At 66.8% G+C, this 21,003-nt stretch carries 23 protein-coding genes; 13 read left to right on the top strand and 10 right to left on the bottom strand.

Annotated features, from left to right (window positions below):
* Positions 1 to 24: 24 nt before the first annotated feature.
* Together lipB and HFL01S_RS20155 are read right to left on the bottom strand one after the other, a co-directional pair.
* Positions 25 to 717, bottom strand: a complete 693-nt coding sequence (gene lipB / locus HFL01S_RS20160) for a lipoyl(octanoyl) transferase LipB (RefSeq protein ID WP_066261909.1) — start codon at positions 715 to 717, stop codon at positions 25 to 27.
* A gap of 7 nt (positions 718 to 724) precedes the next feature.
* Positions 725 to 1,009 (bottom strand): YbeD family protein, encoded by a 285-nt coding sequence (locus HFL01S_RS20155; RefSeq protein ID WP_066261908.1) that lies wholly within the window; start codon positions 1,007 to 1,009, stop codon positions 725 to 727.
* Positions 1,010 to 1,254: 245 nt separating this feature from the next.
* Between HFL01S_RS20155 and HFL01S_RS20150 the strand changes: the two genes are divergently transcribed.
* The 10 genes from HFL01S_RS20150 (at position 1,255) to HFL01S_RS20105 (ending at position 9,351) form a co-directional block, all read left to right on the top strand.
* Positions 1,255 to 1,791 (top strand): ATP synthase subunit I, encoded by a 537-nt coding sequence (locus HFL01S_RS20150; protein ID WP_245644875.1) that lies wholly within the window; start codon positions 1,255 to 1,257, stop codon positions 1,789 to 1,791.
* A gap of 24 nt (positions 1,792 to 1,815) precedes the next feature.
* Positions 1,816 to 2,694 carry a F0F1 ATP synthase subunit A gene (gene atpB, locus HFL01S_RS20145; protein ID WP_066157634.1) on the top strand — a complete coding sequence of 293 codons (879 nt, stop codon included), beginning with the start codon at positions 1,816 to 1,818 and terminating at the stop codon, positions 2,692 to 2,694.
* A 79-nt stretch (positions 2,695 to 2,773) separates the two neighbouring features.
* A complete protein-coding gene (gene atpE / locus HFL01S_RS20140) occupies positions 2,774 to 3,022 on the top strand; it encodes a F0F1 ATP synthase subunit C (protein ID WP_066261906.1) in 249 nt (82 codons plus the stop codon).
* A 124-nt stretch (positions 3,023 to 3,146) separates the two neighbouring features.
* A complete protein-coding gene (locus HFL01S_RS20135) occupies positions 3,147 to 3,617 on the top strand; it encodes a F0F1 ATP synthase subunit B (RefSeq protein WP_066157630.1) in 471 nt (156 codons plus the stop codon).
* A gap of 47 nt (positions 3,618 to 3,664) precedes the next feature.
* Complete coding sequence (locus HFL01S_RS20130; protein WP_066261904.1) at positions 3,665 to 4,195, top strand: F0F1 ATP synthase subunit delta; 531 nt, start codon at positions 3,665 to 3,667, stop codon at positions 4,193 to 4,195.
* Between the two features lie 61 nt (positions 4,196 to 4,256).
* Positions 4,257 to 5,819 carry a F0F1 ATP synthase subunit alpha gene (gene atpA, locus HFL01S_RS20125; RefSeq protein WP_066261903.1) on the top strand — a complete coding sequence of 521 codons (1,563 nt, stop codon included), beginning with the start codon at positions 4,257 to 4,259 and terminating at the stop codon, positions 5,817 to 5,819.
* A 29-nt stretch (positions 5,820 to 5,848) separates the two neighbouring features.
* A complete protein-coding gene (gene atpG / locus HFL01S_RS20120; protein WP_066261902.1) occupies positions 5,849 to 6,715 on the top strand; it encodes a F0F1 ATP synthase subunit gamma in 867 nt (288 codons plus the stop codon).
* 45 nt (positions 6,716 to 6,760) lie between these two features.
* A complete protein-coding gene (atpD, locus tag HFL01S_RS20115; RefSeq protein WP_066261900.1) occupies positions 6,761 to 8,167 on the top strand; it encodes a F0F1 ATP synthase subunit beta in 1,407 nt (468 codons plus the stop codon).
* A 67-nt stretch (positions 8,168 to 8,234) separates the two neighbouring features.
* On the top strand, positions 8,235 to 8,651 hold the full coding sequence (locus HFL01S_RS20110; protein WP_066157615.1) for a F0F1 ATP synthase subunit epsilon: 417 nt from the start codon (positions 8,235 to 8,237) through the stop codon (positions 8,649 to 8,651).
* A 115-nt stretch (positions 8,652 to 8,766) separates the two neighbouring features.
* Entirely contained in the window at positions 8,767 to 9,351 is a 585-nt protein-coding gene (locus HFL01S_RS20105; protein ID WP_066261898.1) for a Crp/Fnr family transcriptional regulator, read from the top strand.
* 3 nt (positions 9,352 to 9,354) lie between these two features.
* Here the strand turns inward: HFL01S_RS20105 and HFL01S_RS20100 are convergent, their stop codons facing one another.
* From HFL01S_RS20100 to HFL01S_RS20090, 3 genes are read right to left on the bottom strand one after another with little or no spacing between them, the layout of a single operon-like run.
* Positions 9,355 to 9,882, bottom strand: coding sequence for a TPM domain-containing protein (locus HFL01S_RS20100; protein WP_066261971.1), 528 nt, complete (start codon positions 9,880 to 9,882; stop codon positions 9,355 to 9,357).
* 5 nt (positions 9,883 to 9,887) lie between these two features.
* Entirely contained in the window at positions 9,888 to 10,775 is an 888-nt protein-coding gene (locus HFL01S_RS20095; RefSeq protein WP_066261892.1) for a TPM domain-containing protein, read from the bottom strand.
* Positions 10,772 to 11,371: a LemA family protein gene (locus HFL01S_RS20090; protein ID WP_066261890.1), complete on the bottom strand. Its 600-nt coding sequence runs from the start codon at positions 11,369 to 11,371 to the stop codon at positions 10,772 to 10,774. The genes HFL01S_RS20095 and HFL01S_RS20090 overlap by 4 nt, the downstream gene beginning before the upstream one ends.
* 72 nt (positions 11,372 to 11,443) lie before the next feature.
* On the opposite strand from HFL01S_RS20090, the gene HFL01S_RS20085 reads away from it, so the two are divergent.
* Genes HFL01S_RS20085 through HFL01S_RS20075 form a run of 3 tightly spaced genes read left to right on the top strand, consistent with a single transcriptional unit; the run spans position 11,444 to position 13,458 of the window.
* On the top strand, positions 11,444 to 11,881 hold the full coding sequence (locus HFL01S_RS20085; protein WP_066261883.1) for a YybH family protein: 438 nt from the start codon (positions 11,444 to 11,446) through the stop codon (positions 11,879 to 11,881).
* 2 nt (positions 11,882 to 11,883) lie between these two features.
* Entirely contained in the window at positions 11,884 to 12,882 is a 999-nt protein-coding gene (locus tag HFL01S_RS20080; RefSeq protein ID WP_066261882.1) for a YheT family hydrolase, read from the top strand.
* Positions 12,883 to 12,891: 9 nt separating this feature from the next.
* Positions 12,892 to 13,458 (top strand): DUF2946 family protein, encoded by a 567-nt coding sequence (locus HFL01S_RS20075; protein ID WP_066261880.1) that lies wholly within the window; start codon positions 12,892 to 12,894, stop codon positions 13,456 to 13,458.
* A 62-nt stretch (positions 13,459 to 13,520) separates the two neighbouring features.
* On the opposite strand, the gene HFL01S_RS20070 is transcribed toward HFL01S_RS20075, so the two are convergent.
* The 5 genes from HFL01S_RS20070 to HFL01S_RS20050 form a co-directional block, all read right to left on the bottom strand.
* On the bottom strand, positions 13,521 to 14,378 hold the full coding sequence (locus tag HFL01S_RS20070; RefSeq protein WP_066261878.1) for a c-type cytochrome: 858 nt from the start codon (positions 14,376 to 14,378) through the stop codon (positions 13,521 to 13,523).
* Positions 14,379 to 14,488: 110 nt separating this feature from the next.
* Positions 14,489 to 16,354, bottom strand: coding sequence for an alpha-amylase family protein (locus tag HFL01S_RS20065; protein ID WP_066261876.1), 1,866 nt, complete (start codon positions 16,352 to 16,354; stop codon positions 14,489 to 14,491).
* Between the two features lie 16 nt (positions 16,355 to 16,370).
* Complete coding sequence (locus HFL01S_RS20060; protein ID WP_066261872.1) at positions 16,371 to 18,011, bottom strand: alpha-D-glucose phosphate-specific phosphoglucomutase; 1,641 nt, start codon at positions 18,009 to 18,011, stop codon at positions 16,371 to 16,373.
* A 72-nt stretch (positions 18,012 to 18,083) separates the two neighbouring features.
* Positions 18,084 to 19,850: an alpha-glucosidase gene (locus HFL01S_RS20055; protein WP_245644874.1), complete on the bottom strand. Its 1,767-nt coding sequence runs from the start codon at positions 19,848 to 19,850 to the stop codon at positions 18,084 to 18,086.
* Entirely contained in the window at positions 19,847 to 20,986 is a 1,140-nt protein-coding gene (locus HFL01S_RS20050) for an ABC transporter ATP-binding protein (RefSeq protein WP_066261869.1), read from the bottom strand. Before HFL01S_RS20050 ends, HFL01S_RS20055 begins: the two co-directional genes overlap by 4 nt.
* Positions 20,987 to 21,003: the final 17 nt, after the last annotated feature.

Raw genomic sequence — 21,003 nt, 5'->3', positions numbered from 1 at the left:
GGCGCGGTCGGCGCGCGTTGGTGGTCAGGGGCCGAGGAGGGCGCCAAGCTGGTTGCTCAGCACCTGGGCCGCTTCATCCCATGAAACGGCGACCCCTATTGTAGAAAGGTCGACTGTCTGCAGGCCTGCATAACCACATGGGTTGATGCGCCAGAACGGCTGCAGGTCCATGGCTACGTTCAGTGCGACACCGTGGTAGGTGCAGTGCCGGCTGACCTTGATGCCAAGCGCTGCGATCTTGCCGAGACCGTTGAAATCGGGTTCCGGGGCTGGCGAGCCTTCTGTGCGTTTCTGCGGCCTCTGAGGCAGAGGGGCGTGGCCGGAGGGGTCGTCAAGCCGCACGTAGATGCCTGGGGCGCCCCCGACACGGTGACCGGTCACGCCGAAGTGGGCCAGCGTGCGGATCACCGCCTCTTCGATGCGGTAGACGTACTCCTTGACAAAGTACCCCGCGCGCTGCAGATCGATCAGTGGATAGGCGACGACCTGACCGGGGCCGTGGTAGGTCACCTGGCCACCGCGGTTGGTTTTCAAGACCGGAATGTCGCCTGGCGCCAGCAGGTGGTCGTCCTTGCCCGCCAGGCCCTGTGTGAACACCGGCGGATGCTCGCAGACCCACAGCTCGTCGGGTGTCTGTGCAGACCGCGATTCGGTGAAGGCCACCATGGCGTCGAAGGTGGGCGCGTAGTCCACGCGCCCCAGCGGATGGACGATCATGGGCGGATCAGAGGACGACCTTGACCATGGGGTGCGTGGTAAGGGTGCGGTACACCTCGTCGAGCTGTTCCCGGCTGGTGACGTGCACCGCGAGCGTCAGGCCCAGGTAGTTGCCTGCCTTGCTCGGGCGGTGCTCGACGGTGGTCTCGTCGAAGCCGGGGTCGAAGGCTCGCGCCACCGCGACCATGGCCGACACATAGCCCTCGACGTTGGCCCCCATCACCTTGATGGGAAATCGGCAGGGGTACTCGATGAGCGACTGTTCGGGCGGGATGTCTCGTGGCAGGTCCATGGTGCGTACACAGCACGGGTTCGTCACTGGCTGCGTCAAAGTGAGAATTTTTCAGGTCATCCTCCGGCACAAGTGGCCGAAGGCACGGGGCCGTCAGAGGCCTGCCCGAGGAAGGCGCACCATTATGGGCGTGCGCGGCAAGTCACTGGTCAGCGCAAGAGCGGTTGACGTTGGTTTGGGGTTTCTACGTATAATGAGAGGCTTTGCGAACCTTCGCACACCTTGTAAACCGTTTGTAATCTGCCATGCCGACAATGCCCGGGCCCGACAAAGACGGGCCGCCGTTGCCGGCCGATCAGACAGAGTCCAAATCGGGTCATGGATGGGAAGATGGGGAGCAAGAACCCGAATTCAAGCCACTGACGCGTGAACAGGCGCAGCAGTGGCGCGCTGGTCAGCCGGAACTATCTGTCTGGCGTCTGGTGGGGGTGCAGGTGCTGGTGGGGGCGGTGTCGGGGTTGCTGGTCTGGATGCTTTCGCGCCAGATGTCGCTGGCCCTGTCGGTGCTCTACGGCGCGGCTTCGGTGTTCATTCCGACGGCATTGATGGCCTACGGTCTGACCTCCAGTGCGTTGTCCCGTCTGATGTCGGGGTATTTGCGGGCCACGTTTGCTGGCTTCCTGCTGTGGGAAGGAGTCAAGGTGTTGCTGGTGGTGGCCATGCTGTGGTCGGCGCCGGCGCTGGTCCCTGATCTCAGTTGGCTGGGTTTGCTGGCCGGGTTGGTTTTGACGCTGAAGGTGTACTGGTTTGGGCTGTGGTTCCAAGTCAGGCGCCCACATTAATTTCCGTTGATTGGTGCAACGAACATGGCTGCTGAAGGTATCGGTCCTACCCCTGGTGAGTACATCCGCCACCACCTGACCCATCTGACGAACCACAAGCAAGGGTTCATCGTTGACTTCTCGGTGATCAACATCGACTCGGTGGTTTTCAGTTCGGTACTGGGTGCTTTTGTCTGCTTCATGCTGTGGCTGGCGGCGCGCAAGGCGCATGCCGGCGTGCCGGGCCGATTTCAGGCTGCGGTGGAGATGCTGGTCGAGATGGTCGACAGCCAAGCCAAGGGCGTGATCCACAACGCCAACAGCCGCAAGCTGGTGGCTCCTCTGGCGCTGACGGTGTTCTGCTGGATCTTCATGATGAACTTCATGGACATGCTGCCGGTGGACCTGCTGCCCCGCCTGTGGACCGAGTACTACGCTGCGACCGGTCACGATCCTCATCACGCATATCTGCGGGTGGTCCCGACGGCCGACCTGTCGACCACGCTGGGCCTGTCGGTCTCCGTGCTGCTGATGTGCCTGTTCTACAACATCAAGATCAAGGGCCTGGGTGGCTGGGCGCACGAGCTGGTGACGGCTCCGTTTGGTACCTCCAAAAATCCTGTTTGGGCACTGCTGCTGGGCGTGACCAACTTCCTGATGCAAATGATCGAGTTCGTGGCGAAGACGGTTTCGCACGGCATGCGGTTGTTTGGCAACATGTTCGCGGGTGAACTGGTGTTCATGCTGATTGCGCTGCTGGGTGGTTTCGCCGCCTTCTCGCTCTCGGGTGGGCTTTTCTTCGTCGGACACTTGATCGCAGGCACGGTGTGGACCTTGTTCCACATTCTGGTCATCACCTTGCAGGCGTTCATTTTCATGATGCTGGCCCTGATTTATCTGGGTCAAGCGCATGACGCTCACTAAGTTGCGCGGTTTCACCTCGCTCTCTAGTTCTTTCGGTTCCTTCCTTTCTTTTCAACTCTCAATCTCTTAAGGAGTCATCATGGAAAACGTTCTGGGTCTGGTTGCTCTGGCTTGCGGTCTTATCGTCGGCCTGGGTGCCATTGGCGCCTCTATCGGTATCGCCCTGATGGGTGGCAAGTTTCTGGAATCCTCCGCTCGCCAACCTGAGCTGATGAACGACCTGCAGACCAAGATGTTCATTCTGGCCGGTCTGATCGACGCCGCCTTCCTGATTGGTGTGGCCATCGCCCTGCTGTTCGCCTTCGCCAACCCCTTCCAGCTGGCTTAATGGGTATTGCTGCCGTGCACGGCGGCATGCGGTGGGGCGATGAACATCGCCCCTTCCTTCCGGATGCCGTCGGTGCCGCAGCAATTGCGTCTCCACTCCCGTTCACACACAGAAAGGCGTTGCGATGAACATCAATGCAACCCTCTTTGCGCAGGCCATCGTCTTTGCGATCCTGGTGTGGTTCACGATGAAATTCGTGTGGCCCCCGATTGCCAAGGCGCTCGATGAGCGTGCGTTGAAGATTTCCGAAGGTCTGGCCGCTTCCGAGAAGGCCAAGTCCGAACTGGCCGTGGCCAACAAGCGTGTCGAGGCTGAGCTGAGCCAGTCCCGCAATGAGGCAGCCACCCGTCTGGCCGACGCCGAGCGCCGTGCACAGACTGTGATCGAGGAAGCCAAGGCCCGTGCGACGGAAGAGGCTGCCAAGATCGTCGCCGCCGCCCGCCAGGAAGCCGAGCAGCAGGTCGTCAAGGCCCGCGAAGCCCTGCGCGAGGAAGTCGCTGCGCTGGCCGTCAAGGGCGCCGAGCAGATTCTCAAGCGCGAAGTCAACGCCGGCGTTCACGCCGAGTTGCTGGGTCGCCTGAAGACCGAGCTCTGATCCCCAGGCCCACGTTCCGATTGAACCCCGGCATACGAAGGTAGAACATGGCCGAAATCGCCACCATTGCCCGCCCCTACGCTGACGCCCTGTTCCAGGCCGCCGGCGCCGATGCTGCGGGCGTTGCCTCCTGGCTCGACGAGCTGGCTGCTGTTGCTGGTAACGAGCAGCTGCGCCAGTTCGCCGAAGCGCCTCAGTCTTCGCCGGCCCAGGTGTTCGACGTCATCACTGGCGTGCTCAAGAACGCGCTGCCGGAGATGGGCCAGAACTTCCTGCGCACCGTGATCGAGAACGGTCGCGTCGCGGCGCTGCCTGAAATCGCTGCCCAGTTCCGCGTGCTCAAGAACGCCCAGCAGGGCCGCTTTGATGCCGTGGTCTACAGCGCCTTCGACATCGAACCGTCTGCACTGGCCGAGTTGTCGGGTGTGCTGGAGAAGCGCTTCGGGCGCCAGCTCAACCTGCAAGTCCAATTGCAGCCCGAGCTCATCGGTGGCGTGCGTGTGGTGGTGGGTGACGAAGTGCTGGACACCTCCATCAAGGCCCGCCTGGAACAAATGAAAGTTGCGTTGACGGCTTGACGCCGTCTTCTCCGCCGCTCGGACGCGCCCTCATCCCATTTAATGAAAGAAGGAAAGAGTCATGCAACTCAATCCCGCCGAAATTTCTGAATTGATCAAGTCCCGCATCCAGGGTCTGGGCGCGTCCAGCGATGTGCGCAACCAGGGCACCGTGGTGTCGGTGACCGACGGTATCGTCCGCGTGCACGGCCTGTCGGACGTGATGCAGGGCGAAATGCTGGAGTTCCCGGCCAACAAGGACGGCGTGCCTTCCTTCGGTCTGGCCCTGAACCTCGAGCGCGACTCCGTCGGCGCCGTGATTCTGGGTGAGTACGAGCACATCTCAGAAGGCGACACCGTCAAGTGCACGGGCCGCATTCTGGAAGTGCCGGTCGGTCCCGAGCTGGTGGGTCGCGTGGTCAACGCCCTGGGTCAGCCGATCGACGGCAAGGGCCCGATCAACGCCAAGATGACGGACGTGATCGAGAAGGTCGCTCCTGGCGTGATCGCCCGTAAGTCGGTGGATCAGCCGGTGCAGACCGGTCTGAAGTCGATCGACTCGATGGTGCCCGTCGGCCGTGGCCAGCGCGAGCTGATCATCGGCGACCGCCAGACCGGCAAGACCGCTGTGGCGATCGACGCGATCATCAACCAGAAGGGTCAGAACATGACCTGCGTGTACGTCGCCATCGGCCAGAAGGCGTCGTCCATCAAGAACGTGGTGCGCGCTCTGGAACAGGCCGGCGCCATGGACTACACCATCGTGGTCGCTGCCTCGGCTTCCGAATCGGCCGCCATGCAGTACCTGTCGGCCTACTCCGGCTGCACCATGGGCGAGTACTTCCGCGACCGCGGTCAAGACGCCCTGATCGTGTACGACGACCTGTCCAAGCAGGCCGTGGCCTACCGTCAGGTGTCGCTGCTCCTGCGCCGCCCGCCAGGCCGTGAAGCCTACCCTGGCGACGTGTTCTACCTGCACAGCCGTCTGCTCGAGCGTGCTGCCCGCGTGAACGCCGACTACGTCGAAGCCTTCACCAAGGGTGAAGTCAAGGGCAAGACAGGTTCGCTGACCGCACTGCCCATCATCGAAACGCAAGCCGGCGACGTGTCCGCTTTCGTGCCGACCAACGTGATCTCGATCACCGACGGCCAGATCTTCCTGGAAACCAGTCTGTTCAACGCCGGTATCCGCCCCGCCATCAACGCCGGTATCTCCGTGTCTCGCGTCGGCGGCGCTGCGCAGACCGACCTGATCAAGAAGCAGTCCGGCGGTATCCGTACCGACCTGGCCCAGTACCGTGAACTGGCCGCCTTCGCGCAGTTCGCTTCCGATCTGGACGAAGCCACCCGCAAGCAGCTGGACCGCGGTGCCCGCGTGACCGAACTGCTCAAGCAGGCCCAGTACGCGCCGCTGTCCATCAGCCTGATGGCCGCCACTCTGTACGCCGTGAACAAGGGTTACCTGGACGACATCGACGTCAAGAAAGTGCTGTCGTTCGAAAGCGGTCTGCACGCCTTCCTGAAGGACAAGCACGCCGCCCTGCTGCAGAAGATGGAAGCAGGCAAGGCGCTGGACAAGGACAAGGAAGCCGAAGCCCAGCTCGCCGCCGCCATCGCCGACTTCAAAAAGACCGGCACGTACTGATCCGTCCATTGACGAGCTAAGGAGCAGCAATGGCAGCAGGCAAGGAAATACGCGGCAAGATCAAATCGGTGGAGAACACCAAGAAGATCACCAAAGCCATGGAAATGGTGGCCGCCTCCAAGATGCGCAAGGCGCAGGACCGCATGCGTGCGGCCCGCCCTTACGCCGAGAAGGTGCGCCAGATCGCCGGCAACCTGAGCAAGGCGAACCCGGAGTACACGCACGCCTTCATGCAGACCAACGACGCCAAGACCGCCGGTTTTGTCGTCGTCACGACCGACAAGGGTCTGTGCGGTGGCATGAACACCAACGTGCTGCGTGCGCTGACGAACCAGCTCAAGGAACTGCAGAGCAAGGGCATGGGTGCCGAAGCCGTGGCCATTGGCAACAAGGGCCTGGGTTTCCTCAACCGCATCGGCGCCAAGGTGGTGTCCAGCGCTACCGGCCTGGGCGACACCCCGCACCTCGACAAGCTCATCGGCCCCGTCAAGGTGCTGCTGGATGCCTACACCGAGGGCCGCATCAACTCGGTTCACGTCTGCTACACCCGCTTCATCAACACGATGAAGCAGGAAGCCGTGATCGAGCAGCTGCTGCCTCTGTCGGCCGCCGACCTGCAGGAAGGCAGCAAGGGCCGTGACTGGGACTACGTCTACGAACCCGACGCGGCCACCGTCATCGACGAGCTGCTGCTGCGCTACATCGAAGCCCAGGTCTACCAGGCCGTGGCGGAAAACATGGCGTCCGAGCAGTCGGCTCGCATGGTGGCCATGAAGGCCGCTACCGACAACGCCGGCAACGTCATCAGCGAACTCAAGCTGGTCTACAACAAGACCCGCCAGGCCGGCATCACGAAAGAGCTGTCGGAAATCGTGGCCGGCGCTGCGGCGGTCTGACCCCGGCGCTCAACTGAAATCTAGAGAAACTCAAAGGTACACATCATGTCTCAAGCACAAGGCAAGATTGTTCAGTGCATCGGCGCCGTCGTGGACGTGGAATTCCCCCGCGACCAGATGCCGCGCGTTTACGACGCCCTGAAGATGGAAGGTTCCGCACTGACGCTGGAAGTCCAGCAGCAGCTCGGTGACGGCGTGGTCCGCACGATTGCACTGGGTTCGTCCGACGGTCTGCGCCGCGGCATGGTGGTCACCAACACCCACGCCAACATCACCGTGCCGGTGGGCAAGGCCACCCTGGGCCGCATCATGGACGTGCTGGGCCAGCCCATCGACGAGCGCGGCCCGGTCGACCAGAGCCTGACTGCTCCCATCCACCGCAAAGCCCCAGCCTACGACGAACTGTCGCCCTCGCAAGAACTGCTGGAAACCGGCATCAAGGTGATCGACCTGGTGTGCCCGTTCGCCAAGGGCGGCAAGGTGGGTCTGTTCGGTGGCGCCGGTGTGGGCAAGACCGTGAACATGATGGAACTCATCAACAACATCGCCAAGGCCCACAGCGGTCTGTCGGTGTTCGCTGGTGTGGGCGAACGTACCCGTGAAGGCAACGACTTCTACCACGAGATGGCCGATTCCGGCGTCGTGAACCTTGAGAACCTGCCCGAGTCGAAAGTGGCCATGGTCTACGGCCAGATGAACGAGCCGCCGGGCAACCGTCTGCGTGTGGCCCTGACCGGTCTGACCATCGCCGAGTCCTTCCGTGACGAAGGCCGCGACGTGCTGTTCTTCGTGGACAACATCTACCGCTACACCCTGGCCGGTACCGAAGTGTCCGCCCTGCTGGGTCGTATGCCGTCCGCCGTGGGCTACCAGCCGACGCTGGCCGAAGAAATGGGCCGTCTGCAAGAGCGGATCACGTCGACCAAAGTCGGCTCGATCACCTCGATCCAGGCCGTGTACGTGCCCGCGGACGACCTGACCGACCCGTCGCCTGCCACCACTTTTGCCCACTTGGACTCCACCGTGGTGCTGTCCCGTGACATCGCTGCGCTGGGTATCTACCCCGCCGTGGATCCGCTGGACTCCACCAGCCGCCAGCTCGACCCGCTGGTCGTTGGCCAGGACCACTACGAGACCGCTCGCGCCGTGCAGGGCACGCTGCAGCGCTACAAGGAACTGCGCGACATCATCGCCATTCTGGGCATGGACGAACTGGCGCCGGAAGACAAGCTGGCCGTGGCACGCGCCCGCAAGATTCAGCGTTTCCTGTCGCAGCCGTTCCACGTGGCCGAAGTGTTCACCGGCTCGCCCGGCAAGTACGTGCCGCTGTCCGAAACCATCCGCGGCTTCAAGATGATCACCGCTGGCGAGTGCGACCACCTGCCAGAGCAGGCCTTCTACATGGTCGGCACCATCGACGAAGCCTTCGAGAAGGCGAAGAAGGTCGCCTGATGGCGCAGGGCGCCGCTCGCCGGCGTCCGCCCACTGAGCCACCTTTTCCCTTTCCACAGGAGTCAATATGAGCACTATCCACGTCGATGTGGTCAGCGCCGAAGAGTCCATCTTCTCCGGCGAGGCCAAGTTCGTGGCCCTGCCGGGTGAAGCGGGCGAGCTGGGCATCCTGCCCGGCCACATCCCACTCATCACGCGCATCAAGCCCGGTGCCGTGCGCATCGAAAAAGCCGACGGCGGCGAAGAGTTCGTGTTCGTGGCCGGTGGCATCCTGGAAGTGCAGCCCAACTGCGTGACCGTGCTGTCGGACACCGCCATCCGTGGCCACGACCTGGACGAGGCCAAGGCGAGCGAGGCCCGCAAGGCCGCCGAAGAGGCCGTCAAGAACGCCAAGAGCGATATCGATCTGGCCAAGGCCACCTCGGAGCTGGCGGTCATGGCCGCGCAGATCGCGGCGCTGCGCAAGTACCGTCAGAAAAAGTGATCTGCACCCGCGGACGCCTCATGAAAAAAGCCGGCTGATGCCGGTTTTTTTTCGCCGCCCTGTGATCTGCCGGGGACGCTGGTGAAATCATCTCCTCACTGACTTCCGGATACCCATGCCCACACCCTCGATTTCCGAACGACCGGACCTGCCGCCTGAAGAGGTGGCCGCCCGCCTGCTCGTCACGCCCTCGGCGCTGGACGATCTGAAGCTGGCCGATGCCAAGCGGGTGGTGGGTTACATGCACCCGCAGCTGATTTCCGCGGGTACGGTCTTCATTCACGAGGGAGAGCTGCGCGGCAACGACTACATGATGCTGATCCTGGAAGGCGATATCTCGGTCGAGAACGAGATGCCTGGCGCCGAAGACAGCATGGTGGTCAACGTGATCGGTCCGGGGCATCTGATTGGTGAAATGGGCGTGCTGGACGGCTCGCCGCGGTCGGCCACCTGCACCGCCATCACCGATGTGGCGGCCGCCGTGCTGTCCCGGGCGGCGTTGCGGCGCCTGCTCAAGGCCGACCCGGCGGTCGGGGCGCGCCTCCTGCTGGCGATCTCCAAGCGCATGGCCGACCGCCTGCGCGAGACCACGCGCAAGCTGCGCACCTTCGCGCAGATGAACAAGGCCCTGCAGCAGGAGCTGCAGGTGGTGATGAACAACCGCACCGGCCACGGCGGCCGCGGTTCCGGGGAAGGCTGAGCCTCAGGCCCGCACCACCAGGTCGGGCAGTTCGTTGGGGTTGGGCTCGCCGGACTGGGCTGGAAAGAACTCCACCAGCAGTGCCGACACTTCCTCCAGGGCCTGGGTCAGTCCGTCTTCGAAGGCCCCGTGGTGCAACTGGCCGGCCAACCGGTCCACCATGGCCTGCCAGCGGGCCTGGTCGACCCGCGCACTCAGGCCTCGGTCGGCCACCAGCTCGATCGATCGTTCGGCCAGCAGCAGGTAGATCAGCACGCCGTTGTTGTCCTGCGTGTCCCAGACGCCCAGGCGGCCGAACCAGCTCATGGCCCGCTCCCGGGCCAGCACGCGAACGGTGGTCTTGTCACCGAGTCGCCAGAGGTAGGACAGTGGCAGGGCGGCCTCCACGCACACCCGGATTTCCCCGCTGTGGCGCGCCTCGCTGGCGGTGATGCGGCGGGCCAGCCGAAGTGCCATGTCGTCGGGGATGAGGCGGTGCGAATCACGGCCGTCGAGCCAGCGGTGCCTGAGGATCCGAAGGACTTTGTTCATGGGCATCACCAGCTTCCGGAGGCACCACCGCCACCGAAATTACCGCCGCCACCCGAGCTGAAGCCACCCCCCCCGCTGCGGCCTCCACCACCAAAACCGCCGCCGCCCCAGCCACCGTGACGCCCCCGTCCTGACGAAGGCGTCGACGGCAGCATCTGCAAGAACAGCGCGGCGAGCATGGCCAGCAGACCCGCGCCCACGGCGATCCAGACCACCGCGGTGAGCACCCACGCGATGGCGCCCGCACCCGCACCCGTGAGCAGGGTGCCCAGCTTGTTGCCGAACAGGCTGCGCAGCACGGCCGAGAACATCGGCACGGCAAAGACCAGGAAGATCAACAGGTCCATGGGCGCGAAACCTGCGTCTTCTGCCGCGCCCCCGTCGGGCAGGGGCAGGTTCTCGCCGGACACGTGGGCGATGATCTGGTCGACACCGGCCCCGATGCCGCCAGCGAAGTCGTTGCGGCGGAAGGCGGGCGTGACCGCCTGGTCGATGATGCGGCGGGCCACCAGGTCGGGAATGGCCCCCTCCAGCGTCTTGCTGGTGGCGATGCGGACCCGCCGGTCGTTCTTGGCCACCACGAACAGCACGCCGTCGCCCACGTCCTGTCGCCCGATCTTCCAGGCGTCGCCCAGCCGCTGGGTGTAGTCGGCGATGTCTTCGGGCTGGGTGGTGGGCACCAGCACCACCACGATCTGCGTGCCGCGCTGGGCTTCGAAGGCCGCCAGTCGGGATTCGAGGGAGGCCTGCTGGGCGGCGTCCAGTGTCCCGGTCTGGTCGATCAGCCGGCTGCGCAGCTCGGGCACTGGCAGCACGGCCTGCGCCCACGCCAGCGCCGCCCACAGAAGCCAGAGCACACCCACGCCGAGAGCGCGGACCCGGCGCGGCGTCATGGCTTGTTGAAGTCGACCTTGGGGGGCGCGCTGATGGCGGCCTCGTTCTCGACCTTGAAACCTTCCTTGGTCTTGTAGCCAAAGACCATGGCGGTGAGGTTGGTCGGGAAGCTGCGCGTGAGCACGTTGTAGGACTGAACCGCCTCGATGTAGCGGTTGCGGGCCACGGTGATGCGGTTCTCCGTGCCTTCGAGCTGCACGCGCAGGTCGGAGAAGCCTTGGTTGGCCTTGAGGTTGGGGTACTGCTCGACCACCACCATCAGGCGGCTGAGCGCGCTGCCCAGCTCGCCCTGCGCGGCCTGGAACTTGGCCATGGCCTCGGGGTCGCCGAGCATCTCGGGCGTGACCTGGATTGACGTGGCCTTGGCGCGCGCCTCGACCACCTTGGTCAGGGTCTCCTGCTCGAAGTTCGCCTCGCCCTTGACGGTGGCGACGATGTTGGGAATGAGATCGGCGCGGCGCTGGTACTGGTTGAGCACCTCGGCCCAGGCCGACTTGCTCTGTTCGTCCAGGCTCTGGAACTCGTTGTAGCCGCAGCCGGAGAGGGTGAGGGTGGTGGCGAGCACGAGGGAGGCGAGGGACAGACGGCGCTTCATGGTCACTCCTGCGGGGCAAAGACCTATCATAGTGCCCCGCTTTTGCGCCTCCGACCACGCCCCTGCACCCCCATGCCCCGCCCCAAGTTTTCCCCCGGCACTGCGGACGACATCGAAGCCGCCTTCTACGACGCCCTGCACCAGGGCGACCCGGAGCGCCTCATGGCCTGCTGGGCCGATGAAGAGGACATCGTCTGTGTGCACCCGGGCGGGCAGCGCCTGATCGGCCACACCGCCGTCCGTGCGGCGTTCGAGGCCCTGCTGGCCAATGGTGGCGTGCGCGTGCAGCCCGAGCGGGCGCGCCGCATCGACGCCGGTGGCTGCAGCGTGCACAGCGTGATCGAGCGCATCGAGGTGATGAGCGACGACGGACCGGCCCACGCCTGGGTGCTGGCCACCAATGTGTACGCCAAGACGGTGCACGGCTGGCGCATGGTGGCCCACCACGCCAGCCCGGGCAGCCGCAACGAGCCGGCGGACGCCTTGAGCGCGCCGCCGGTGCTGCACTGAGCATGGCGGCCCTGGCTTTCGACTACACGGCCCCCTGGTGGCTGCCGGGCGGCAACGCCCAGACCCTGTGGGCAGCGCTGTTTGCGCGGCGCCACGCGGGGCCCGCCCCGCAATGGCGGCGCGAGCGTTGGCAGACCCCCGACGGTGACTTCGTCGACGTCGACACCACCACCCACGCGGTGGCGCCGGATGCGCCGCTGCTGGTGCTGTTCCACGGGTTGGAGGGCTCCTCGGCCAGCCAGTACGCGGTGGCCTTTGCCGATTTCGCCGCCCGCGAAGGCCTGGTGCTGGCCGTGCCGCATTTCCGCGGCTGCTCGGGCGAGCTGAACCTGGCGCCGCGCGCCTACCACTCGGGCGACTTTCAGGAAATCGACTGGATGCTCCGCCGCTTCGCCACCACACACCCGGGCCGCCCGCTGCTGGCCGCCGGTGTGTCCCTGGGCGGCAACGCGCTGCTGCGCTGGGCCGGCGAGATGGGCTTCGCGGCCGGGCGCACGGTGCGGGCGGTGGCCGCCGTCTGTTCGCCGCTCGATCTGGCTGCGGGTGGTCACGCCATCGGGCGCGGCTTCAACCGGCTGGTCTACACCCGCATGTTCCTCTCCACCATGGTGCCCAAGGCGCTGAAGAAGCTGGAGCAGCACCCCGGCCTGTTCGACCGCGAGGCGTTGCTGGCCGCGAGCGACCTCTACCAGTTCGACAACCTCTTCACCGCACCGCTGCATGGCTTTCGCGACACCGACGACTACTGGGCCCGCGCGTCGGCCAAGCCGGTGCTCAGCGACATCCGCGTGCCCGCGCTGGCGCTCAATGCGCTGAACGACCCCTTCGTGCCGGCCGGTTCACTGCCCACGCCTAGCCAGGCCGGCCACCAGGTCACGCTCTGGCAGCCGGCGCAGGGTGGGCATGTCGGCTTCTCCGTGTCCCTGCCCCCCCTGGGCCTGCCCGGCCACGTGATGGCCATGCCGGCGGCGGTCGGTCACTGGCTGCTGGCCCACCGCTGAGGACAACCCATGGACGACATCGTCAAGGCCGCACTCGCCAAATGGCCCAACGTGCCCGACTGCCACGGATGGCTGGGACTGGACGCGCGCGGCGACTGGTACATGCGCGACGATCGTTGCCAGCGTGCTGGCCCCTTTGCGGTGGAACCAGGAGAGGCAGCGGTGCCGGCCAAGGGTTCGCGCCTGCTGCACGACAAGCTGATCGCCTTCATCGGCCGGAACTACATGCCCGACGAACAGGGCCGGTGGTTCTTCCAGAACGGGCCGCAGCGGGTCTATGTCGAGCTCGAAGCCGCGCCCTGGGTCTGGCGCCTGCAGCCCGACGGTTCGGTGCAGGCCCACACCGGTGCGCCGGCTGGCGCCGTGGAGCGCTGCCTGCTGGACGAAGCCGGGCACCTCTACCTCGTGACCGCCCTGGGCCTGGGCCTGGTGCACACCAGCGACATGGCACAGGCGGCCGACCAGGTGGAGCAGGGCCACTGGCAGCCCGAGCCCGTGGCGGCGGACAGCCTGCCGCAGCGCTGGGCCTTCGTGAGGAGCCCGCAGCGCGCCCTGGGACCGGCCCCCTGGATCTGAGCCTGGAGCGGGCAACAAAAAAGCCGGTCGCTGGACCGGCTTTTTTGTGGGGTGCTGCGCCCTTACTTGACGGCGGCCAGCATGTACTCGACGGCGGCCTTGATGTCGGCGTCCGAGGCGGTGGAACCGCCCTTGGGTGGCATGGCGTTCTTGCCCTTGATGGCGCTGGCGGTCAGACCGTCCAGACCCAGACCGACGCGGGCCGACCAGGCGGCCTTGTCGCCGAACTTGGGCGCGCCTGCCACGCCGGCGGCGTGGCAGACCGAGCAGGCCTGCTTGTACAGGGCCTCGCCAGCACCGGCGACGGGCACAGCCGCAGCAGCGGGCGCGGCGGCCACCGGGGCGGCGGCTGCAGGAGCCGCGGCGGCAGGGGCGGCTGCGGGAACGGCTTCAGCGGCGGGTGCGGCAGCGGCAGCACCTGCAGCGGCCGGGGCCTGCGGCTCGGCGAACTTGCCGCCGGCGGCGTTGGCCATGTGCACCACGGCGCGGCCGATCTCGACGTCGCTGAACGCGCCACCACCTTGCGCGCCCATGGCGTTCTTGCCCTTGAGGGCAGAGGTCAGCAGGGCTTCATAGCCGGTGGCGATGCAGGGGCCCCAGGCGGCGGCGTCGCCGAACTTGGGTGCACCGGCGAGGCCGGCGGCGTGACAGGCCGAGCACTGGGCGGTGTAGACCGCTTCACCAGTGGCCAGCGGGCGGTTGGCATCGCGCAGCTCGACCGAGCCGATCTTCTGGATGCGCATGGCCGTGGCCAGTTCGGGGTCGACGGCGCCGGCGGCCGGCTTGTTGTCCGAGGTGACGTAGTACACCAGTCCGGTGATGACGAAAACGGGTGCCACGAAGAAAAAGAACGACGTCCAGAGCAGCTGGGCGGGGGTTTTGATCGGGCCGGTGTGGGAGTCGTGCGCGTGGTCGCTCATGGGTTCCTCGGATGGCGAGTCGGTCTGTTGGGGGTGGGGCCCCTGCACAGGGCAAATAGCCGCGAATTATAGCCAGCCGACCCTGACGGCCCGCTTCCTGGCGGGCCCGCTCAGGCGGGCACCAGCCACAGCTGCTGGTAGGGCTGCAGGGTGAGTCCGGTGCGCAGGTCGAATCCACCGCCACCGACCACGTCCACCACAGCGCCGGGCATCGCCGCCAGCACGCGGTGCTCCACCGCCTGCGGGTGCTCGCTGAAGTTGGCCAGCACCAGGACCGAGGCCGCACCCTCGCCGCGCCGGAAACCCAGCACCGCCGGGTTCTGCGTCCAGAACGGGGTGAGGGCGCCGCCTGCGAGCGCGGGCAGGTGCCGGCGCAGGCCGATCAGGTGGGTGAGGCCGGTGAACATGCGGCCGGCGGGCGTCGACGGGTCGTGGCGCTGCGCGCAGCGCGCGGCGTCCCGCGGCGGGCGGTGCAGCCAGCGGCTGTCCGAGGCCTTGTGCGGGTCCTGCTGCCAGCCGTGGTCGTTCCGCGTGGCGACCTCGTCGCCCAGGTAGATCAGCGGGATGCCGCCGCTGGCCAGCACCACGCCGTAGAGCAGCAGCAGGCGCGCGATGCCGTGCACGTCGCCCTGTTCCACGCCGCAGAGCGAGGCAGCGGTGCCGCTGATGCGGCAGTCGCCGGTCGCCGGGTTGTCCTGGAAGGGCTCACCGCGCGCAAAGCTGCCAGCGAAGCGGTTGACGAAGAACTTGTTGAGGAACTGGCGGTGCGCGAAGCCGTCGATGCCGAAGTGCGCCGCGTCCTCGTCGGCAAAGGTCCAGCCGATGTCGTCGTGGCTGCGCACGTAGTTGACCCAGGCGGTGTGCGGCGGCAGGGCGTGGCGGTGCTCCAGCGCGTGCTGCAGCAGGTTCACCTCGCGCGTGGCCAGCGAGTTCCACAGCAGCGCCATCTGCAGCGGGTTGTAAGAGACCTGGCACTCCTCGGGGGAGATGTAGGCCGCCACATCGTCCGGGTGCACGATGGCTTCGCTCTTGAACAGCAGCGAGGGCGCGGCGATGCGGCACAGCGCGTTGTACGCACGCAGCAGGTGGTGGGCCTCGGGCAGGTTCTCGCAGGGCGTTCCCAGGCGCTTCCAGACGAAGGCCACCGCGTCCATGCGCAGGAAGTCCACGCCCAGGTTGGCGATGAACAGCATCTCGCGCGCCATGGCGGTGAACACGGCCGGGTTGCTGTAGTTCAGGTCCCACTGGTAGGTGTGGAAGGTGGTCCAGATCCAGCGGCCGTCGGGCAATTGGGTGAACGCGCCGGGGTGCTCGTCCGGGAAGATCTCGCGCACCGTCTGCTCGTAGGCGTCGGGCCCGCTGCGGTCCGGGAAGATCCAGTAGTACGCGCTGTGTTCGGCGTCGCCGGCGGCGGCCTTCTGCGCCCACTCGTGTTCGTCGGAGGTGTGGTTGAACACGAAGTCCAGCACCGGGGAGATGCCCGCCTGCCGCAATTCGGTGAACAGCTCGCGCAGCTCGTCCATGCTGCCCAGCGCCGGGTCGGTGGCGCGGTAGCTGCTGACCGCGTAGCCGCCGTCGTTGTGCGGCTGCGGGCACCGGTAGGGCGGCATCAGGTGCAGGTAGGTCAGGCCCAGCTCTTTCAGATACGGGATCTGCGCCTTCACCCCCTCGAAGCCGCCGGCCCAGAGGTCGGCGTAGCAGACGCCACCGAGCATCTGGTTCGAGGCGAACCAATCGGGCGCCTGCTCGCGCTGTGCGTCCAGGCGCTGCAGCTCGGCGGGCCGCTGGCGCCAGCCGTCGTAGGCCACGTGCAGCAGGTCCTCGACCACCTGCTCGAAGTCTGGCCGTTCGCCGTACAGGTGGGACAGCTCGCGCACCAGCCGGGGACCGTGCACCGACAGCCGTTTCGCGAAGGCGGTCCAGTGGGGCTGGGCGCGCAGGGACTGGGCGAGGCGGTGTTCGATGCGGTCGAGCATGGTGCGACAGGAGGTGTCAGGTCATGACGGTGGGTTGCGCCATGCCGGTGTGGTGTTCGATGCGGGCCAGCGTGCGGGCCAGTGTGACCAGCGGCGCCAGCGCCTCCTGCGCGGGCACGTCGTGCCGCGCTGCGTCGGGTTCGTGGCGTTCCAGGTAGACGCGCAGCGTCGCGCCTTCGGTGCCGGTGCCCGATAGGCGGAACACCACGCGCGAGGAGTCTTCGAGCACCACGCGCACGCCCTGCTTCTGGCTGACCGAACCGTCCACCGGGTCGGTGTAGGCGAAGTCGTCGGCCCAGGCGATGCGTTGTCCTTCCACCGTCTGGCCGCCCAGCGACGGCAGTTGCGCGCGCAGCTCGGCCATCAGCGCATTGGCCTTCTCTGTGGGGATGCCGTCGTAGTCGTGGCGCGAGTACACGCAGCGGCCGTGTTCGGCCCACAGCCCGCGCACCATCTGCTCGACCGACTGGCCGGTGGCGGCGACCAGGTTGAGCCAGAACAGCACGGCCCACAGGCCGTCCTTCTCGCGCACGTGGTTGGAGCCGGTGCCGTAGCTCTCTTCGCCGCAGAGCGTGATCTTGCCGTCGTCCAGCAGGTTGCCGAAGAACTTCCAGCCGGTGGGCGTTTCGTAGCAGGCGATGCCCAGCGCCTTCGCCACCCGGTCGGCGGCGGTGGAGGTGGGCATGGAGCGCGCCACGCCGGCCAGGCCGCGGGCGTAACCCGGCACCTTGGTGGCGTGCGCGGTCAGCACGGCCAGGCTGTCCGAGGGCGAGACGATGAAGCCGCGCCCGAGGATCATGTTGCGGTCGGCGTCGCCGTCGGAGGCCGCCCCCATGTCGGGCGCGTCGGGTGCCATCAGGTGCGCGATCAGGTCGTCGGCGTAGGCCGGGTTGGGGTCGGGGTGCAGGCCGCCGAAGTCTTCCTTCGGTTCGGCGTTCACCACGGTGCCGGCCGGGGCGCCCAGCTCGCCCTCGATGATGGCTTTCGCATAGGGCCCGCCGACCGCCCACATCGCGTCGTAGCGCAGGCGGAAGCCGCTGGCGAAGAGGCGGCGGATGGCGGCGAAGTCGAACAGCTCGCGCTGCACCGCGGCGTAGTCGGCGACGGGGTCGATCACCTCGATCGCCATGCCGTCCATCACGTGCGTGCCCAGGGTGTCGAGCGGGATGTCGGCCGCGTCGCTCAGGCGGTACTGGCCAAGCGTCTGCGTGCGCTCGTAGATCGCCTGCGTCAGCTTTTCGGGCGCGGGGCCGCCGTTGGTGGCGTTGTACTTGATGCCGAAGTCGCCATCGGGGCCGCCGGGGTTGTGGCTGGCCGAGAGGATGATGCCGCCGCTGGCGCCGCGGCGGCGGATGACGGCGCTGGTGGCCGGTGTGGACAGGATGCCACCCTGGCCGACCAGCACCTTGCCGTAGCCGCGCGCGGCCGCCATCTTCAGGATGGTCTGCACCGCCGCGCGGTTGTGGAAGCGCCCGTCGCCGCCGAGCACCAGGGTCTGGCCCGCGGCCGGCGCGTTGCCGTGCAGCACGTCGAACAGGGCCTGGACGAAGTTCTCCAGGTAGTGGGGCTGCTGGAACACCGCGACCTTCTTGCGCAGGCCGGAGGTGCCGGGCAGCTGGCCGGCGAACGGGGTGGTGGCGACAGTCTGGATGCTCATGGGGGCTCCTGCACGGGGTCGGTGGGAATGGGGCTGACGGACCGCACTGTACCGGTGTGTGCCGGGGCCACCTCAGCCCATCCGGACGATCAGCGCCTCCCAGGGGGCGCACACCAGCGTGGCCAGGTCGATGGCCGCGGCGCCGTGCTGCCGCTCGTCCACCCGGCCGCGGCGTTCGGGCCGGTTGCCCAGCAGCAGCTCGGCCGGTGCACCGGTCAGCGCCGTCGGCAGGGGAACGGGCTGCGCCTGGCCCGAGAAGTTGCAGACCACCAGCCAGCGCTCGCCTTCCCACACACGCTCCATGGCGCTGAGCGCCGGGTGTTCGGCCAGCCACTGCCGGCTGTGGCCCAGGGCCAGGACCGGGTGTTCGCGCCGCAGGCGGATCAGGCGCCGGTAGTGGTGGAACACCGAGTCGGGGTCGGCCACGGCCCGGGCTGCATTCACCTCGGGCGAGTCGGGATGCAGGGCCAGCCAGGGCGTGCCGGTGCTGAAACCTGCGTTCGGTTGCGCCGGGTCCCAGGGGATGGGCGTGCGGGCGTTGTCGCGGCTCTTGGCGTGCAGGCTGCGCAGCACGGTGGCCGGGTCTTCGCCGCGCTCCTGAACCGCCGTGCGCCAGTGGTTGCGGCTCTCGATGTCCTGGTAGTGATCGATGGACGGGAAGGCGACGTTGCGCATGCCCAGCTCTTCGCCCTGGTAGATGTAGGGTGTGCCCTGGTGGCTGTGCAGCCAGGTGCCCAGCAGCTTGGCGGAGGCGACGCGGTGCGCCGGGCCGTCGTCGCCGAAGCGCGAGACCGGGCGCGGCTGGTCGTGGTTGGAGAGGTACAGGCTGTTCCAGCCCCGGCCGTCGAGCGCGTCCTGCCAGCGCTGCATGGTGCGCTTGAGGTCGCGCAGGTCGAGGGGCTTGAGCGCCCATTTGCCTCCGACGTGGCCACCGATGGAATCGAGGTCCATGTGCTCGAACTGGAACAGCATGTCCAGCGCGCCGGTGTCCGGGTGGGTCAGCGCCACGCCTTCGGCCACGGTGGCCAGCGGCGCCTCGCCCACGGTGATGGTGTCGTAGTGGTCCAGCACCTCGCGCCGCATCTCGCGCAGGAACTCGGTCAGGCGCGGGCCGTTGCAGCTCATCGCGAAACCGGGTTGCAGGAAACCGTCGCGCACCACCGGCGCGTCGGGCAGCGAGCCGTCGGGGTTCCAGGGCTTGGAGATCATGTTGATCACGTCCATGCGGAAGCCGTCCACGCCCTTGTCGAGCCAGAAGCGCATGACGTCGTAGACCTCGGCGCGCAGGCGCGGGTTCTCCCAGTTCAGGTCCGGCTGCTTGCGGCTGAACATGTGCAGGTAGTACTCGCCGGTGGCTTCGTTCCACTCCCACACCGATCCGTTGAAGGCCGCTTCCCAGTTGGTGGGTGGTTGGCGCTCACCATCGTCACCGATGCGCGGTTCGCGCCAGAGGTAGTAATCGTGGAACGGGTTGTCGCGGCTCTTGCGGGCTTCGGTGAACCAGCGGTGTTCGTCCGAGCTGTGGTTGACCACCAGGTCCATCACCAGGCGGATGCCGCGTGCGTGCATCTGCGCCAGCATCTCGTCGAAGTCGGCCATGGTGCCGAACTCGGGCGCGATGGCGCGGTAGTCGCTGATGTCGTAGCCGTTGTCGTCCTGTGGCGAGGCGTAGACCGGCGAGAGCCAGACCACGTCCACGCCCAGGGCCTGCAGGTGGTCCAGTTTCGAGGTGATGCCGCGCAGGTCGCCCACGCCGTCGCCGTTGGCGTCGCAGAAGCTGCGCGGGTAGATCTGGTAGACCACCGCGCGGCGGTGGTCGAAGCTGCCCAGGGCGCTCACACTGGCAGCTCCACGGTGCGGCGCAGGGCGTCGCCCGCGCTGTCGAACAGGTGCAGGTCGGTGGCGTCCACCTGCAGCCGCACGTTCTCGCCCTTGGCCAGGGCGGTGGTCCCCTCCAGCTTGAGCGTGACGTTGGGCAGTTGCTGGCCCAGGTCGAGGTAGAGCAGCGAGGCCTCGCCGAGCTTTTCGATGTGCACGATCTGCGCCGCCAGACTGTTGGGGCTGTCGGCCGACGGCGCCAGGCGCATGTGCTCCGGGCGCAGGCCCAGGTGGGTGGCCTGGCCGGTCTGCAGGTGCGCCGCATCGACGGCCACCTCGAAGCGGTGCCCCGCCACGCTGACCGTGGCAAGCCCGCCGGCGCTGTCCAGGAACACCGAGGGCAGCACGTTCATCTTGGGCGAGCCGATGAACTCGGCCACGAACAGGCTGTTGGGGCGGTGGTACATGTCCATGGGCGTGCCCACCTGGGCCACCGAGCCCTTCTTCTGCACGTCTTCGCCCGCGCGCAGCAGCACGATCTTGTCGGCCAGCGTCATGGCCTCGACCTGGTCGTGCGTCACGTAGATCATGCTGGCGGTGCCGATGTCGTGGTGCAGCTTGGCGATCTCCAGCCGGGTCTGCACGCGCAGCGCGGCGTCCAGGTTGGACAGCGGCTCGTCGAACAGGAATACGCGCGGCTCCTTGACGATGGCGCGGCCGATGGCCACGCGCTGGCGCTGGCCACCCGACAGGGCTTTGGGCAGGCGGTCGAGCAGCGGCGTGAGCTGCAGGATGTCGGCCGCGGCGCGCACTTTCTTGTCGATCTCGGCCGCATTGGCGCCGAACACCTTGAGGCCGAAGCCCATGTTCTCGCGCACCGTCATGTGCGGGTAGAGCGCGTAGCTCTGGAAAACCATGGCCACGCCACGGCGTGCGGGTGGCAGGTCGTTCACGCGCTCGCCGCCGATGGACAGGTCGCCGGAGCTGATGTCCTCCAGACCAGCGACCATGCGCAGCAGGGTCGACTTGCCGCAGCCCGAGGGCCCGACGAAGACGCAGAACTCGCCGTTCTCGATGGTGAGGTTGGCGTTGTTGATGGTCAGCGGCGCGTTCGGGGCGTAGCGCTTGCAGACGTCCTTGAATTCGATCCTGGACATGGTGCGGTCTCCTGTGT

The organism is Hydrogenophaga flava NBRC 102514 (genome assembly GCF_001571145.1).
In the GTDB taxonomy this organism is placed as follows: Bacteria; Pseudomonadota; Gammaproteobacteria; order Burkholderiales; family Burkholderiaceae_C; genus Hydrogenophaga; species Hydrogenophaga flava.
Note: the sequence above shows the minus strand (reverse complement) of the source record. Positions and strands in the feature narration are given on the sequence as shown.